This is a genomic window from Buchnera aphidicola (Myzocallis carpini) (assembly GCF_964059025.1).
Taxonomy (GTDB): Bacteria; Pseudomonadota; Gammaproteobacteria; order Enterobacterales; family Enterobacteriaceae; genus Buchnera_L; species Buchnera_L aphidicola_AK.
Map to the genome: position 1 here is coordinate 424972 of NZ_OZ060376.1, position 17495 is coordinate 442466.

Sequence of the window (17495 nt, forward strand, 5' to 3'; positions counted from 1 at the left end):
TTAAGGATTTCTCTATGTCAACAATGACTCCTCGTGAAATTGTAAAAGAGCTGGATAAATTTATCATTGGGCAAGAAAAAGCAAAACGTGCTGTAGCAGTAGCACTAAGAAATCGTTGGAGAAGAATGCAATTAAAAAGTTCATTACGTAGAGAAATAACACCTAAAAATATTCTCATGATTGGACCTACTGGAGTAGGAAAAACAGAAATTGCTAGAAGATTATCAAAATTAGTTCAAGCTCCTTTTATAAAAGTAGAAGCAACAAAATTTACAGAAGTAGGATATGTTGGGAAAGAAGTAGATTCTATTATCAAAGATCTAACAGAAGCAGCAATAAAAACAATACGAACACAAAAAATTCAACAAAATCAAAAACATGCTAAAAAAATTGCAGAACAAAGAATACTAGATATTCTAATACCAAAAGTAAAAGATAAAGAAACACAAAAAAATATTCCACATCCTACAAATACTATGAAAATTTTTCATCAGCAATTAAAAGAAGGAAAACTAGACGATAAAGAAATTGAAATTAGTATCATGAATTATCCTGCAGGAGTAGAAATTATGGCTCCATTAGGAATAGAAGAATTAACAAATCAATTGCAATTGTTATTTCAAAGTATTAATAGCTATAAAAAAAATAAAAAGAAATTTAAAATTAAAGATGCGATAAAAATATTAACAGAAGAAGAAGCAAATAAGTTATTAAATATGGAAGAAATAAAAATAGAAGCTATTCAAGAAGTAGAACAAAATGGAATCGTTTTTATTGACGAATTAGATAAAATTTGCAGAAAAAGAGGCGTAAATGGATTAGATGTTTCAAGAGAAGGTGTACAAAGAGATTTATTACCATTAATTGAAGGATGCTCGGTATCTACTAAACACGGAATAGTAAAAACAGATCATATTTTATTTATTACTTCAGGAGCATTTCAAATATCCAGTACTTCTGAACTAATTCCAGAACTACAAGGAAGATTACCAATACGAGTAAAATTACACCCATTAAATATAGCAGATTTTAAAAAAATTCTCCAAGAACCTAAAACATCTCTTATAAAACAATATATCGCACTGATGAAAACTGAAGGTCTCAATATTAATTTTACAGAAGACGGAATACAAAAAATTTCAGAAGCAGCATGGAAAATCAATGATATTGTAGAAAATATTGGTGCTAGAAGATTATATACATTATTAGAAGGATTAATGGAAGATATATCATTTTATGCAACTGAGGTAAAAGAAAAAAATATTGATATTAATGCAGAATATGTAAGTAAACATTTAGATCAGTTAATACCTAAAGAAGAATTTGGTAAATTTATGTTATAAAATCCTTATAAATATATACAATTTTATTATTAAGATATTTTATCATCAGGGATATAAAATGACAGAGTGGGTAAATGCAAAAGTCATTAAAAATAAAAAATGGAATCAAAAACTCTTTAAAATCATTTTACATGCCCCAATATCTCCATTTATTGCAGGACAATTTAGTAAATTTTCAATAAAAAATCATGAGAATAAAAATATTTACCGAATATATTCATATGTTAATGCTCCTAATAATACAAATTTAGAATTTTGCATTACAAGAATACCAAATGGTATTATGACAAACCAACTATATCGTTTAAAACCTGGAGATATCATTAACATATCAAAATATTCTGCTGGTTTCTTTACAATTAATGAAATTCCATCATGTGAAATATTATGGATGTTCGCTACAGGAACTGCTGTAGGTCCATTTTGTTCAATCTTACAAGATGGAAAAGGACTCGATAAATTTAAAAAAATAATACTTACTTATGCTACAAAATACAAAGATGAACTTATATATAAAAAATTAATACAGAAAATACAAAAAAAATACTATAATAAATTAATTTTACAAACTATTACCAGTCAAGAAAAAGATCCGGGTTCCCTGCAAGGAAGAATTCCTAAACTATTAAAAAATCAAGCTATTGAAAATAATGTTGGATACATTATGCATAAAAATAATTCTCATGTTATGTTATGTGGAAACCCCGATATGGTAAAAGATACAACATCTGTGCTCATAAAATATAAAAATCTACAAAAACATTTTCGTAGAAAACCAGGGCATATTAGTCAAGAAAATTATTGGTAATCATATTAAAAATATTAACAATTTTCAAAAGAAAAAGATAAAGTATCATGCAAACTATCAGTATTCAAAATCATCATTATTAAACGATCTAAACCAATCGCTATTCCAGAACAATTAGGCATATACTTAGAATTTATAGCATTAATTAATCTCATATCAATCGATTGCACTGGTAAATTATTCTTTTTCCTAAAAATATTATCTTTTTGAAACCTTTTCATTTGTTCAGTACCGTCAATTAATTCATAAAAACCATTACCTAGTTCTAATCCCTTAAAAAAAATTTCAAAACGGTCTGAAACATATGCATTATACTTATTAATACAAGCTAATAAAGCTTGTTCTGCAGGATAATGATATATAAAAATAGGAACATCATTTCCAATATTTGGTTGTATCCCTATCATAAAAATTAAATTTAATAAATCTGTAATAGAGTTTTTATGATTAATTAAATGTTTTTGATGTATTTTTTTTAAAATACCATTTAATTCCTGAATACTAATTGCTTCTGGATTAATAGAAAAATATTTTATAAAAATATCTTTATAAGATATTTTTTCAACATACTGAATATCAAAAATATTCAAGAAAAATTTTTCAATAAATTCCATCATATCAAACATATTATAAAACGGTTGATACCATTCAAGCATAGTAAATTCTGGATTATGAATTTTACCAAATTCTTCATTACGAAAAACATGACAAATTTGATAAATAGGTCCTATACCAGAAGCTAACAATCTTTTCATATGATATTCTGGACTTGTAATTAACCACATCTTTGCATCATTATTATGATTCAAAACTTGAAATGGTAAAATATTAATGTCAGTAATTGTATATTTTGTTAATATTGGTGTTTCTATTTCTAGAATGTTATTTTTTGAAAAGAAATTACGTATTTTAAATAAAATATTATTTCTTTCATATAATATTTTATGAGATATATTTGGGATTCCAAATGTCATAATCATTCTTATAAAATAAGTAGAAAATTGAATGATATTTTTATACTTATAATGTTACATAACAATAACATTTACTATACTCAAAAAATTTTTATAAATTTTTAAAAAACTTTTTATACATATCAAAATATATATTTATTACATATAAATCATATTTTCAAAAAATATAAATAAATTTTTACGAAAACAGTAATCAGTATAATCATATCAGTTGTATACTATAATAGTATATACGACATATAAAATTATAATATATATTATAATTATATATTATATAATCTTTCAATATATAAAATTTACATAATATTCAAATACTTTATAACAATATTTATAATATAATAATTATTATATCAATAATATTTAATTTAATAAAACTTCATTCAATATAAATACCAATGAAATATCCTATTGAAATTATTAATACAGATACTAAAAAAAAATATGAATTTATTACTAAAACCTGGGGAATAAAAAATACAAAAAATACTAATTTTTCATTAATTATTAAAAATCATAGAATTGAATTACAAAACAATTTAAAAAATAAAGAAAAAAATATATGGGTTGATTTTAATTACAAAAAATTCCAAAAATATAAAAAAGATAAAAAGATAAAAATAATACAAACACTTGGAATAAAAAAAAATTATATTCCACATGTATTAGATAGTACTGCTGGTGTCGGAAAAGATTCTTTTATATTTTTTTCACATGGTTGTAAAGTCACTATGGTAGAAAAAAATCCTATATTATCAATATTATTATACGATGGTTTATACAGAGGTTTTCAAAACCATAAAATCGGAATTCTCATGAAAAAAAATATACAATTAATCTATAATACTAGTAACAATCTAAAAAAAATAAAAATATTAAAACCAGATGTTATTTATCTTGATCCTATGTTTCCACAAAAAAAAAAAAAATCGTTACCAAAAAAAAATATGCAAACTATTCAAAAATTAATTGGAAATGATACAGATTCTCATATTTTATTTCAACAATGTAAACAATTTGCAAAAAATAGAATTGTAGTAAAAAGAAAAATGACATCCAAATACATTTCGAATGATCTTCCAGATTTTAATATAAAAACAAAAAAACACAGATTTGATATTTATTTAATAAAAAAAAAATAAAAAATATATAAAAAATTCATTATGTGATACAACTCACATATTAGATATTATAATATAAAAATATTACTAAATATTCTCAAAATTTTAATATTTCCTAATGACTTTCTTCTTCACTAATCCTATTAGTTATATTGATACCAATCAATAAGATTGCAATAATAAAAAAAGAAATTCCCAACCAACTGCCTAAAGACCAAAAAAAACCACCAAAAGTACCTAAAATACTAGAACCAAGATAATAACAACACAAATATAATGATGATGCCTGACCTTTAGCCACTTGAGAACGATGTCCAATCCAGCTACTTGCAACAGAATGTGCAGAAAAAAAACCACTAGAAAAAATCATTAAACCCAATATGATAAAAATTAAATAATTCCATTGTGTTACTATAATACCCAAAATCATAATTAACAAAGAATAAATCAATACTTTTTTTCTACCATATTTTTTGATAAATTCACTCGCTTTTGGTGAACTATATGCACCAGTTAAATATACAATAGATATTAAACCTATTATTACTTGGTTTAAAGAAAAGGGTTGTATCATTAATCGATAACCAACATAATTAAATAAAGTCACAAAACTACCCATTAAAATAAATCCAATAATAAATAAAACAGGCAATACTTCGTCATGTAATTGTATAAGAAAATTACCAAGAATTTTTTTTGGTTGTAAAGAAATACTACGAAAATTCTTTGAAGGAGGCAATAAACATACAAATAATAACGATCCAATTAAAGATAGCATCCCAATAATAAATAACGATTTTCCCCAAGAACAATAATTCACTAAAACACTACTTAAAAATCTACCAGAAAAACCACCAATTGTATTTCCACTAATATACAAACCAATTGCAAAAGGTAGTACATTAGGGTGTATTTCTTCACTCAAATATGTCATCGCAACTGCTGCTACACCACTTAATGATAATCCAGTAAAAGTTCTAGTAACAATAATTTCTAACCAAGTGTGCATAGCAGAACATAAAATTGTTAATAATGTTGCTAATAATAACGAAGTACTCATGATCACCTTTCTTCCAAAAGTATCTGATAAAGAACCAGTAAATAACATACCAAAAGCCATGGAAGCAGTAGCAACTGATAAAGATAAACTACTTTCAGCCGGTGTTAAATGAAATGTACTTGAAAATGTAGGTAAGATAGGTTGTACACAATATAAGATAGAAAAAGTCGCTAATCCAGCAGCAAACAATGCTAGAATTACTTTATTAAAAACTATAGTACCTTTTTGAATATATGTTTTCTCTTTATGAGAATTATTTATAATAATATTATTTTTACAATTCTTATATATATTGTTATTACGATTTAACAAAATTGTCTCCTAAAAGATAAAATTTAACAAAATATAAAATATTGTATAGAATATACTATCACTTGCAATCTAAAATATTAAATATTATATAAAATAAAAATTCAAAAATAAAAATCAAACTTTTATATAACCATCATATACATGTTCTGCAGGACCTGACATATATACAGAATGAGTATCACCCATCCAAGAAATTTTTAAATTCCCACCAGAAAGTGTTACCACAACACTCGAAGATAAAATCTTTTGTAGAATACCAAACACAACAGAAGCACACGCTCCACTTCCACATGCTTGTGTTTCTCCTACACCTCGTTCATATACTCGTAGTATAATACTGTTAGGAGAAATAACTTCCATAAAATTAACATTTACACCATCTGGAAAATCATTATAATTACTATTTATTATTTTTCCTATTTTTCCCACTGGATATTTTTTAATATTATGAACAACTATTATACAATGCGGATTACCAATAAAAATATTTCCAAATTGTATAATCTGATTATTGATATTCAAAGTCTGTAAAGAAAAATTATCAATATGAAATTTTGGAATATTATGAATATTAAATTTTGGTTTACCCATATTTACAATAATTTCATTTTTATTAATTATTTTTATACAAATATCACTAGTATACGTTTTTACAAAAATTTTTTTTTTATTTGTTAATTTTTTTAAATATACAAAATATGCAAAACATCTTGCTCCATTTCCACATTGAAATACTTCAGATCCATCAGAATTAAAAATACGATAATAAAAATCATATTTTTTATTATTTGATTTTTCAACAAGAAGTAATTGATCAAACCCTATTCCAGTATTTCGATTAGATAATTTTTTTATCATTTTTATCGAAAATGTAACATTTTGATTTATATTATCTATAACAACAAAATCATTTCCTAATCCATGCATCTTTGAAAAATATATTTTTTTATTTATATTTATCATATTATCATCACTGACCTAACTATTCATTACATTAATAATATTACCACCAAAATTATATTTATCATTAATATAAAAAATCATTTAAATGAAATATTAATATTAGGGTATGAATATATGCGTGATCTTAAAAGTAAGTTTAATATTGTTTTTAATAAAACATTATTCATAATAGAGGAATATTTAGATACTTTTAATAACAAAAATGATATAGATTACGAAATTAATAATCAAATGATGACAATAACTTTTTCTAAAAAAAATAAAATTATTATTAGTAAACAAGAAATATATCAACAATTATGGTTAGCAACAAAATGCAATGGATATCATTTTAATTATATCAATAATAATTGGATTTGTAATCGAACTCGTAAAAATTTTTGGAATATTTTAGACGAGTCATTCTATATACAATCAAAAGAAAAAACTAATTTTTCAAAAAAATTTCTAAATATAATATAAAAAATTTCAAAAAATAATAACATTTTTCAATATTTTTTAAAATATTTTCGGCGAAAGAGGATTTGAACCCCTGACCTACTGGTCCCAAACCAGTTGCGCTACCAAGCTGCGCTATTCGCCGAATCTTTGAAAAATGAATTTATTGATAATGGAAAATACAAAATATGGGTGACTAATGGGGCTCGAACCCATGACATCTGGAACCACAATCCAGGACTCTACCAACTGAGCTATAGTCACCAAAATATTATAATATAAAATACGAATTTTAATATAACATATTTTATGTATAGAGTAAATATTTTTTAACAAATATCTATAATTTATTTGTGCGCTCGACAGGATTTGAACCTGAGACCTCTACCTTCGGAGGGTAGCGCTCTATCCAACTGAGCTACGAGCGCAAAATATTTGTATTATAAAAACATAAAATAATAACATTTATAATAAAAATATTTTATGATCTTTTCATCATATTAAAAAAATCATGGTTTGTTTTAGTCATGGATAATTTATTAATTAAAAACTCCATAGCATCAATTTCATTCATAGGGTTAATAATTTTCCGTAAAACCCACATTTTTTTCAATTCATTGGAAGAAATTAACAATTCTTCTTTTCTAGTACCAGAACGACTGTAATCAATAGCTGGGAAAATACGTCTTTCTGCTATTTTTCTTGATAATAATAATTCCATATTTCCAGTACCTTTAAATTCTTCATAAATAACCTCATCCATTTTCGAACCTGTATCAATTAAAGCAGTTGCAATAATCGTTAAACTACCCCCTTCTTCTACATTTCTAGCAGCTCCAAAAAAACGTTTCGGTCGATGTAATGCATTAGAATCTATTCCACCCGTTAATACTTTTCCAGAAGATGGAATAACAGTATTATATGCTCTTGCTAATCTAGTAATAGAATCTAATAAAATGATTACATCTTTTTTATGTTCTACTAATCGTTTTGCTTTTTCAAGAACCATTTCAGCCACTTGGATATGACGCATGGCCGGTTCATCAAAAGTAGATGCAATAACTTCTCCTGTTACCAATCTTTGCATTTCAGTAACTTCTTCAGGTCGTTCATCAATTAATAACACTATTAAAATACATTCTGGATAATTATTCATAATACTTTTCGCGATACTTTGTAACAACATAGTTTTTCCTGCTTTAGGAGGAGCTACAATTAATCCCCTTTGTCCCCTACCAATAGGTGTAGATAGATCTAATACACGTGTTGTTACATCTTCAGGAGATCCATTTCCTCTTTCCATTTTTAATCTAATATTAGTATGCAATGGAGTTAAATTTTCAAATAATATTTTGCTTCTAACATTTTCTGGTTTTTCATAATTAATTGTCTTCACTTGTAATAAAGCAAAGTATCGCTCCCCTTCTTTTGGGGGACGAATTTTTCCCGAAATAGTATCTCCAGTTCTTAAATTCAATTTTCTAATTTGACTAGGAGAAACATATATGTCATCTGGACCAGCTAAATAAGAACTATCAGAAGACCGTAAAAAACCAAATCCATCTTGTAATATTTCTAATACCCCGTCTCCAAAGATATCTTCTCCACTTTTTGAATGTTGCTTAAGAATAGTAAAGATGATATCTTGTTTACGCATACGAGCTAAATTTTCCAGTCCAATATTATCGCCAAGTATAATTAATTCAGAAACTAACATATTTTTTAGTGTAGTAAGATTCATAAAAATTATTTCTTAATAAAAATCTGAAATGAAATTTTAGAAATTATATCAAAAATTTTACAAATATAAAAATCTTCTAAAATAGAGTCATATTATCATGATAGTAACATTATATTTAAAAAATATCTAGAAATTTTCATTAACTGAAAATACAAAAATTATTCTAAATTTAAATGTAATGTAATCAATTTTTTAATCTCATTTTTAGAAATTAAACCAATATTTTTTGATATAACCTGTTTATTTTTAAATAATAATAGAGTTGGTATACTTTGTATTTCAAATTTAGTAGCAATCTCAGAACAATGATCAACATTAACTTTTGTAAAAATTATATTTTCATGATATTGTATTGCGATTTCTTCTAAAATTGGAAGTAATAGTTTACAAGGACTACACCATTCAGCCCAAAAATCTACAAAAACTGGTTTTTCTTCTTGAAGAACAATTTTTTTAAAATTTTTATTTGTTAAATTAATTATATAATTATTCGACATCATACATTCCCATAAATATTTTAAAAAAAATTTTCAATATTTTAAAGTAAAAATAATAATTACACTAATATGATCTTAATAAAATGATTTTATATAATAAAATTCAATATATAATTCATATGAAATAAATATATTATCTTATAAAAATTATTAAAAAGTATTGTATATATTAAAAATGTTTTATCAAAATGGATTATATATATCTGATATAAATGGTATTTCATTGCTTCAATACAAAATATATTATGAATAATATTTAACAATATTGCTCATATTAGCATATATGCTAATAATTTTTAAAAAAAATTTCTATAATATTATTATATCGCATGAATAGATTTTTAAATCTATATAATAAATTTTTAACAACTGGAAATTTTTTTCATATTAATCATATATTTTCTTAGTTTCCTACCTACTATCTCAATTTTATGATTAGAAATTTTTTCGTTTAATTTTTGTAATTTCACATTATCAATCACTTTATTTGGATATATACAACCAAGATCTTCCGATTTTATTGTTTTTAAAAAAGTCTTTAAAATAGGAATGGATTGGTTTGTAAATAAATAACTACCATATTCTGCAGTATCAGAAATCACTAAATTCATTTCATATAAACGTTTTCTGGAAATCGTATTTGCAATTAATGGCAATTCATGTAAAGATTCATAATATGCAGATTCTTCTTTAATTCCAGCAGAAACCATAATTTCGAAAGATAGTTCTACTCCAGCTTTTAATATTGCAACCATTAAAGTTCCACAATCAAAATAATTATTTTCATCAATTATCGCATGAGATACCGCAGCTTCTTCAAAAGAAGTATGTTGTATTTTTTTTCTCCATGCTAATAAATTACAATCTTTATTCTTCCAATCTACCATCATATCAGCTGAAAATTTTCCAGAAAGAATATCATCCATATGTTTTTGAAATAAAGGAGTAAAAATTTTTTTAATAGAATCAGATAATACACATGCTCGAAATTTAGCAGTATTAGATAACCGATGCAACATCAGTGTTATTCCACCATGCTTTAAAGCTTCTGTAATTACTTCCCAACCATTTTGTAATAGTTTTACTGCATAATCTTCTGTGTATCCATTAGATATTAAAGTATCATAAAGTACTATAGAACTTGATTGTAATAATCCGCATAATATAGTTTGCTCTCCCATTAAATCTGATTTTACTTCAGCAATAAAAGAAGATTGTAAAACACCTGCATTGTGACTACCAATGGAATAAGCCCAAGCTTTTGCAATATTAAAACCGATTTGTAAAGGATCATTATCTTCGTGTACAGCAATTAAAGCAGGTACTCCAAAACCTCTTTTATATTCTTCCCTGACTTCTGTTCCTGGACATTTTGGAGCCACCATAATCACAGTAATATCTTTTCTAATTTTTTCTCCCATTTCAACAATATTAAATCCATGGGAATATCCTAATACTGCATTTTTTTTCATTAATGGCTGTATTGTTTGAATAACACTAGAATGTTGTTTATCAGGTGTTAAATTAATTACTACATCTGCTTCAGGAATTAATTGAGAATATTCTCCAAACGAAAAATTATAATCATTAACATTTTTCCAAGATTTATTTTTACTTAAGATACTTTCTTTTTTTAAAGCATACGAAATATTTAAACCTGAATCACGCATATTTAAACCTTGGTTTAATCCCTGTGCACCACAACCTATAATAACTATTTTTTTATTTTTTAAAAAATGAATAACATTATTAAATTCTTGTTTTTTTAAAAAAAAACATTTTTGTAATTGTGTTATTTGATTACGAAAATTCAATTTGTTAAAATAATTATCCATATTATTAATTTCCACTATTAAAAAATTGTATAATATTGATTATTTTTATTAGATATATTATGAAATATTAACAATAATTTTATCAAAATATATTTTATATAATATCTTTTTTATTATTAAACGCATGAATCATCTCTTTATTTCTGACAGCACCACGATCAGCACTAGTAGCAAACAACCCATACATTTTTAACGCTAAAGAAATAGACCTTGTTCTATTTTTTGGTTGATAAGAATTATCAACTTGTAACTCTTTTTTTTTGCGCAACATAATTTCTTGATCTGTGATTTTTACATGAATCATTCTTTTAGGAATATTAATATATATAATATCATTATTTTGAACTAAAGCAATTAATCCTCTATCTGCTGCTTCAGGAGAAATATGACCAATAGACAATCCTGATGTACCTCCTGAAAAACGACCATCAGTAATTAATGCACATGATTTGTCTATTCCAACTGATTTTAAATATGTAGTAGGATACAACATTTCTTGCATTCCTGGTCCTCCTTTAGGACCTTCATACCTAATAACCACAACATCTCCAGAAACAATTTGATGATTTAATATAGCTGTAACAGCAGATTCTTGACTTTCAAAAACCTTTGCAGGTCCTTCAAAAACCAATTGTTCTTTATCTAAACTAGCAGTTTTTATAATACATCCATCTTTTGCTAAATTACCATATAATACTGCTAATCCACCATCCTTACTAAAAGAAAAATTTGCAGAACGAATACAACCAGATTTACGATTTTTATCTAACTGTAACCATCGAAACGATTGGGAATATGGTTTGGTAGTTTTCATACCCATAGGTCCCGCACAAAACATACTGATTATTTCTTTATCTTTAGTAATCATAATGTCATACTTTTGCAAAGTATCTTGTAAAGAAATACCTAAAATATTTTTTATATGATTATGTACTAAACCAATTCTATTTAATTCTCCTAATATACCCATCACTCCTCCTGCACGATGTACATCCTCCATATGATATAATGATGTACTAGGAGCTACTTTACATAAGTGTGGTGTACTTCTTGATAACTGATTAATATGATGCATACTAAAATCAATATTTCCTTCTTGTGCAGCAGCTAAAAGATGTAGTATAGTATTTGTTGAACCTCCCATAGCAATATCTAATCGCATAGCATTCTCAAAAGAAAATTGATTTGCAATATTTCTAGGTAAAACATTTACATCATTATCTTCATAGTACTTTTTAGTTACTTGCACAATTAATTTTGCGGATTCGATAAATAGTTTTTTTCTATCAATATGTGTAGCTAACAACGTTCCATTTCCTGGTAATGCCAATCCTATTGCTTCCATTAAACAATTCATAGAATTTGCTGTAAACATACCGGAACAAGAACCACAAGTCGGACATGCTGACTTTTCAATTTCGGATACAACATCATCTGTAATATTAGTATTCGCACTATAACTAATAGCATCTACTAAATTAATTTTATGTACACCTTGAATATTATTTACTTTCCCGGCTTCCATAGGTCCGCCGGAAACGAAAACAGTTGGTATATTTAATCTTAAAGCAGCCATAAACATAGCCGGAGTAATTTTATCACAGTTGGAAATACATATCATTGCATCAACACAATGCGCATTAATCATATATTCAATAGAATCTGCAATTAATTCACGAGAAGGTAAAGAATATAACATTCCTCCATGACCCATAGCAATTCCATCATCAATAGCAATAGTATTAAATTCTTTCGCAACAGCTTGATTTGATCGATGAATTTCATCTACAATCATTGTTCCTACTTGTTGTAAATGTATATGTCCTGGAACAAATTGAACAAAGGAATTGACAACTGCAATAATTGGTTTGTTAAAATCTTCATCTGTCATTCCAGTAGCACGCCATAAAGATCTGGCTCCTGCCATATTTCGACCACTAGTACTTGTTTTAGAACGATATGTAGGCATGATATTAATCTCTAAAATCGTGGCTAAAATATAAAAGTACAATATAAAATTTAAAATATTGATCACTTCTATAATAATATTTATAAATGTTCTAATAAAAAATTTTATATAATATTTCAAATATCAATTGTCGTGTGAATATACTAAAATATACAGGGATGGAGGGAATTGAACCCACAACTTTCGGTTTTGGAGACCGATACTCTACCAAATTGAGTTACATCCCTTCTTCTAATATAAATATTATACTGTAATAAATATATTTAGTCTACTAGCAAATTATATACCACATACAAAACATATTTATAATATACTATCATATTTAAAAAAATTATTTAAAAAGATATCAATTCTTCAAAATCACAAAAATACATAATACGAATACAGTATTAAGGAAAAATAATGATAAAATTTCCAATTTATTTAGATTATGCTGCAACTACTCCTACAGATCCTGAAGTAGTTCAAGAAATGGTAAAATATTTAACTATTGACGGTACATTTGGAAATTCAGCTTCTCGTTCACATCAATTTGGATGGTTAGCAGAAGAAGCGGTAGATGTAGCAAGAGAACAAATTGCAAAATTAATTAACTGCGATTGTAGAGAAATTATTTTTACATCTGGAGCAACAGAATCTAATAATTTAGCAATTAAAGGAATTTGTGATTACTATAATAATAAAGGTAATCATATTATTACAAGTAGTACAGAACATAAATCAGTACTAGATCCTTGTCAGTATCTTGAACAAAAAGGATTTGATGTTACTTATGTCAATCCAGAATGCAATGGAATTATTGATATTCAAAAAATACAATCCAGTATTAAAAAAAGTACAATATTAATTTCTATTATGCATACTAATAATGAAACTGGTACCATACAAAATATTAATAAAATTTCTGAACTTTGTATTTCTAAAAATATCTTCTTTCATGTAGATGCAACACAAAGTATCGGTAAAATACCCATCAATCTAAATAATATTCACATCGATTTAATGTCATTTTCAGCACATAAAATTTATGGCCCTAAAGGTATTGGGGTATTATATATTAAAAGAAAACCAAGAGTTCGATTATCTGCACAAATCCATGGAGGTAGTCAAGAAAGAGGAATGCGATCTGGTACATTACCTGTACACCAAATTGTAGGTATGGGAAAAGCTTGTGAAATTGCTCAAAAAAATCTTTTTTATGAATCATTAAAAACTATAGAATTAAGAAGAAAATTATGGATCGGTATTCAAAATATAGAAGAAATATATTTAAACACTAATTTGCAATATAGCGCACCACATATTTTAAATGTTAGTTTTAATTTTGTTGAAGGCGAATCACTCATTATGGCACTAAAAAATTTAGCTGTTTCTTCTGGATCTGCCTGTACTTCATCTAGTTTAGAACCTTCCTATGTTTTACGTGCTTTAGGATTAAAAGATGAACTGGCACATAGTTCAATTAGATTTTCAATAGGAAGATTTACAACAGCAGAAGAAATTCAATATACAATTGATATGATTCATCAAGCAATAAAAAAACTACGAGAATTATCCCCGTTATGGGAAATGTTTAAATCAGGTATTGATTTGAATAAAGTCACATGGAAACATAATTAAATAATTTCATTTTCCACTTAAAAGGTATTGCACTATGACATATAGTAAAAAAGTATTAGATCATTATGAAAATCCTCGTAATGTTGGATCTTTCCAAAATATTACATCTAAAAAAATTGGAAATGGACTAGTAGGAGCCCCAGCATGCGGAGATGTTATGAAATTACAAATTAAAGTAAATAAAAAAGGCATTATTGAAGATGCGTGTTTTAAAACATATGGTTGCGGTTCTGCTATTGCTTCAAGTTCCTTAATTACTGAATGGATTAAAGGAAAATCTATTCAAGAAGCAGAAAATATAAAAAATACTACTATTGCAGAAGAATTAGATCTACCTCCAGTAAAAATTCATTGCTCAATTCTAGCAGAAGAAGCTATTAAAGCTGCTATTGCTGATTATAAAAAAAAAATTAACAAATAATATTTTTAAATATCCTGTTGTATTTAAAAATATTTAAATATATCAGGATAATAAATATTTTATATAAAATTATATTGTTATTCAAAAATAAAATATTAATATTATAAATATAAAATATTAATATTTATGAGGTCCAAATATGTCAAAAATTATTTTTCTTCCACATAAAATATTATTACCGAAAAAAACTAGTTGTAATATGGAAATCGGAAAAACTATTTTGGATATTGCTCTCGAAAATGACATTAATATGCAACATGCATGCGAAAAATCTTGCGCATGTAGTACATGTCATTGTATTATTCGAGAGGGATACAATGCATTATCTAAAATTACTGAAAAAGAAAATGATGTTTTAGACAAAGCTTGGGGAGTAGAATACTATAGTAGATTATCTTGTCAAGCAAAAATTATTAATTTATCCTGTAATATTATTGTAAAAATACCACCGTATAAATCAAATTACTAAGTAAAAATATTATTATGATATCGAAAATTACATATATGGATTTTTTTTATTTTTAAAAACAATTTTTATGTTGATATCTTCCACACCTAAAGATTGTTGAAAAAAATATATTAAATACCGATGATACGTTTTAGAAATATAATGTGTATTCATTCCATGAATAATAATCGTTGGAGGATAATATCCTCCAGGATGTGCATATTGTAACTTAATTTTTTTACCTTGAATAATTTTCGGAGGATGTTGTTTTATTGCAGTATATAACATTTTTGTAAGCTGAGAGGATTTCATTAATCTATTAGATTGAGTATACATCATTTGAATTAATGAAAAAATTTTTTTAATACCTAATTTGTACAAAGCAGAAATAAAATGTATTTTAAAAAATTTTAACATTTTATATCTTTCTAATAAAGTATTTTGAATGTTTTTCTTTTTTTGTAAAGATAAATTTTCTGCTTTATTAAAAATAATCAACAATAGTTTTCCAGATTCTATAACAGTATTTAAAATCCACAAATCTTTTTTAGAAATTTCTTGTTTTGAATCTATCACTACTATAATAATATTAGAATTCTGAATTGCGTGTAATGTTTGCATAATAGATAAAGATTGTATTTGATTAACATTTTTACTATTAATTCCAGCAGTGTCAATAATCATATATCTTTGATTTAAACAAAAATGTTCTATTGAAATACTATCTCTTGTAGTACCAGGTATATGATGTGTCACAACTCTATTTTCATTTAATAAACTATTTAATAATGTTGATTTTCCAACATTTGGTTTACCAACTACAGAAATCGTAATTATTTTTTCAGAATAACAAATATTTTTAGAAAAAAAATGATTAGGATATAAATTTCGAAAATAATAAAAAAGATATATATTATATAATACCCATTTTTTTATTTTATCTTTTAATATATGAATACCAATATTTTTCAAAGCTGAAATTGCAAAAACATTTTTTATACCAGAAATATGATATTGATATATAAAATCTGAATAACATTTTATACTATCAATTTTATTAACTACTAAAAATATTTCTTTTTTTTGTTTTTGTATTGTAGTAATAAAATCTATATCGTCATAAGTAATATTATTTTTTGCATTTATGACAAATATAATTAAATGTGATTCAAAAATTGCTGTTAATGTTTGATTCATTATTTTTTTTTTTAAAATATCTTTATGATTCTTGATTTTTTCAATACCTGCGGTATCAATAATATTTATAAAAAACTTTTGGAATTTTAGTATTCCATACTTTCGATCACGAGTAAAATGATTATGATCGTTAACTAATGCATTTTTTTTTTTTGTTAATATATTAAATAAAGTAGATTTTCCTACATTAGACGAACCAATTAATGATATTATAAATGTCATATATACATATACTCATCAAAGTGTTATAAAATATAAAAATACAATAAAAATAACTATAATAATGAAATTTATTATATTATATATTCAAATATAAATTTTTCAAAAATTTTTCATGTACTACATTATATGTATATTAAAAATAAAATAAAATTTTTAATAAAAATAAAAATTCTAATGATATCTTTTAAAAAATATCAGTTGTATTATTATAAAATATATATATAATATAGATTATAATAAAATTATATTCATAGCAATTATACAATTAATAAATTATTACAATATTTAAAAAACTCTATAATTTTATAATATTATATCAAATAAAAATTTATCTTATTTTAATATATATAAATAGTATAAATCAGAACATTAATTTAAATTATCAAACCACATAAATATTTCTTTTCTATATATTATAAGAAATATGTACAACATGTAATATGTATAATTCTCTAGTAAAAATATCTACACTAATTGAATAGTTTATGTACCCACCCCCCCCAGGCTCCAGTCATCCATAGGGAACATA

15 protein-coding genes and 4 tRNA genes are annotated in these 17495 nt (G+C 25.0%); 7 read left to right on the forward strand and 12 right to left on the reverse strand.

Translation table 11 applies throughout. From position 1 onward, the window contains the following. Positions 1 to 14: 14 nt before the first annotated feature. Both hslU and AB4W53_RS02065 read left to right on the forward strand, forming a co-directional pair. A complete protein-coding gene (gene hslU / locus AB4W53_RS02060) occupies positions 15 to 1343 on the forward strand; it encodes an ATP-dependent protease ATPase subunit HslU (protein ID WP_367671841.1) in 1329 nt (442 codons plus the stop codon). Between the two features lie 58 nt (positions 1344 to 1401). Next, positions 1402 to 2151 (forward strand): FAD-binding oxidoreductase, encoded by a 750-nt coding sequence (locus AB4W53_RS02065; protein ID WP_367671843.1) that lies wholly within the window; start codon positions 1402 to 1404, stop codon positions 2149 to 2151. Between the two features lie 14 nt (positions 2152 to 2165). Here the strand turns inward: AB4W53_RS02065 and epmA are convergent, their stop codons facing one another. Continuing rightward, positions 2166 to 3125 (reverse strand): elongation factor P--(R)-beta-lysine ligase, encoded by a 960-nt coding sequence (gene epmA / locus AB4W53_RS02070; protein ID WP_367671845.1) that lies wholly within the window; start codon positions 3123 to 3125, stop codon positions 2166 to 2168. Between the two features lie 395 nt (positions 3126 to 3520). Here epmA and AB4W53_RS02075 point away from each other — a divergent pair, with 395 nt between their 5' ends. Beyond that, complete coding sequence (locus AB4W53_RS02075; RefSeq protein ID WP_367671846.1) at positions 3521 to 4264, forward strand: class I SAM-dependent methyltransferase; 744 nt, start codon at positions 3521 to 3523, stop codon at positions 4262 to 4264. Positions 4265 to 4358: 94 nt separating this feature from the next. Here AB4W53_RS02075 and AB4W53_RS02080 read toward each other — a convergent pair whose 3' ends face one another. Both AB4W53_RS02080 and dapF read right to left on the reverse strand, forming a co-directional pair. Next, on the reverse strand, positions 4359 to 5615 hold the full coding sequence (locus tag AB4W53_RS02080) for an MFS transporter (protein WP_367671848.1): 1257 nt from the start codon (positions 5613 to 5615) through the stop codon (positions 4359 to 4361). 114 nt (positions 5616 to 5729) lie between these two features. Then, complete coding sequence (gene dapF, locus AB4W53_RS02085) at positions 5730 to 6578, reverse strand: diaminopimelate epimerase (RefSeq protein WP_367671850.1); 849 nt, start codon at positions 6576 to 6578, stop codon at positions 5730 to 5732. Positions 6579 to 6692: 114 nt separating this feature from the next. Between dapF and cyaY the strand changes: the two genes are divergently transcribed. Then, positions 6693 to 7040, forward strand: coding sequence for an iron donor protein CyaY (gene cyaY / locus AB4W53_RS02090; protein WP_367671852.1), 348 nt, complete (start codon positions 6693 to 6695; stop codon positions 7038 to 7040). A 47-nt stretch (positions 7041 to 7087) separates the two neighbouring features. Here cyaY and AB4W53_RS02095 read toward each other — a convergent pair. From AB4W53_RS02095 to AB4W53_RS02130, 8 genes are all read right to left on the reverse strand, one after another. Next, a tRNA-Pro gene (locus AB4W53_RS02095) sits at positions 7088 to 7161 on the reverse strand. A 46-nt stretch (positions 7162 to 7207) separates the two neighbouring features. Continuing rightward, positions 7208 to 7280, reverse strand: a tRNA-His gene (locus AB4W53_RS02100). A 90-nt stretch (positions 7281 to 7370) separates the two neighbouring features. Next, a tRNA-Arg gene (locus AB4W53_RS02105) sits at positions 7371 to 7444 on the reverse strand. 53 nt (positions 7445 to 7497) lie between these two features. Continuing rightward, positions 7498 to 8757 carry a transcription termination factor Rho gene (gene rho / locus AB4W53_RS02110; RefSeq protein WP_367671854.1) on the reverse strand — a complete coding sequence of 420 codons (1260 nt, stop codon included), beginning with the start codon at positions 8755 to 8757 and terminating at the stop codon, positions 7498 to 7500. Between the two features lie 158 nt (positions 8758 to 8915). Continuing rightward, positions 8916 to 9254 (reverse strand): thioredoxin, encoded by a 339-nt coding sequence (trxA, locus tag AB4W53_RS02115; protein ID WP_367671856.1) that lies wholly within the window; start codon positions 9252 to 9254, stop codon positions 8916 to 8918. A 362-nt stretch (positions 9255 to 9616) separates the two neighbouring features. After that, a complete protein-coding gene (ilvC, locus tag AB4W53_RS02120; RefSeq protein ID WP_367671858.1) occupies positions 9617 to 11089 on the reverse strand; it encodes a ketol-acid reductoisomerase in 1473 nt (490 codons plus the stop codon). Positions 11090 to 11183: 94 nt separating this feature from the next. After that, positions 11184 to 13058, reverse strand: coding sequence for a dihydroxy-acid dehydratase (gene ilvD, locus AB4W53_RS02125; protein WP_367671860.1), 1875 nt, complete (start codon positions 13056 to 13058; stop codon positions 11184 to 11186). A 153-nt stretch (positions 13059 to 13211) separates the two neighbouring features. Continuing rightward, a tRNA-Trp gene (locus tag AB4W53_RS02130) sits at positions 13212 to 13285 on the reverse strand. 178 nt (positions 13286 to 13463) lie between these two features. Here AB4W53_RS02130 and AB4W53_RS02135 point away from each other — a divergent pair. The 3 genes from AB4W53_RS02135 to fdx all read left to right on the forward strand — a co-directional run bounded on the left by AB4W53_RS02135 (position 13464) and on the right by fdx (position 15568). Beyond that, positions 13464 to 14678 carry an IscS subfamily cysteine desulfurase gene (locus AB4W53_RS02135; RefSeq protein WP_367672140.1) on the forward strand — a complete coding sequence of 405 codons (1215 nt, stop codon included), beginning with the start codon at positions 13464 to 13466 and terminating at the stop codon, positions 14676 to 14678. 34 nt (positions 14679 to 14712) lie between these two features. After that, positions 14713 to 15099 carry a Fe-S cluster assembly scaffold IscU gene (gene iscU, locus AB4W53_RS02140; protein ID WP_367671862.1) on the forward strand — a complete coding sequence of 129 codons (387 nt, stop codon included), beginning with the start codon at positions 14713 to 14715 and terminating at the stop codon, positions 15097 to 15099. A 139-nt stretch (positions 15100 to 15238) separates the two neighbouring features. Continuing rightward, the gene (gene fdx / locus AB4W53_RS02145; RefSeq protein ID WP_367671864.1) at positions 15239 to 15568 is read left to right on the forward strand and encodes an ISC system 2Fe-2S type ferredoxin; all 330 of its coding nucleotides are present in this window, start codon (positions 15239 to 15241) and stop codon (positions 15566 to 15568) included. Between the two features lie 27 nt (positions 15569 to 15595). Here fdx and der read toward each other — a convergent pair whose 3' ends face one another. Then, positions 15596 to 16966, reverse strand: a complete 1371-nt coding sequence (gene der / locus AB4W53_RS02150; RefSeq protein ID WP_367671866.1) for a ribosome biogenesis GTPase Der — start codon at positions 16964 to 16966, stop codon at positions 15596 to 15598. Positions 16967 to 17495: the final 529 nt, after the last annotated feature.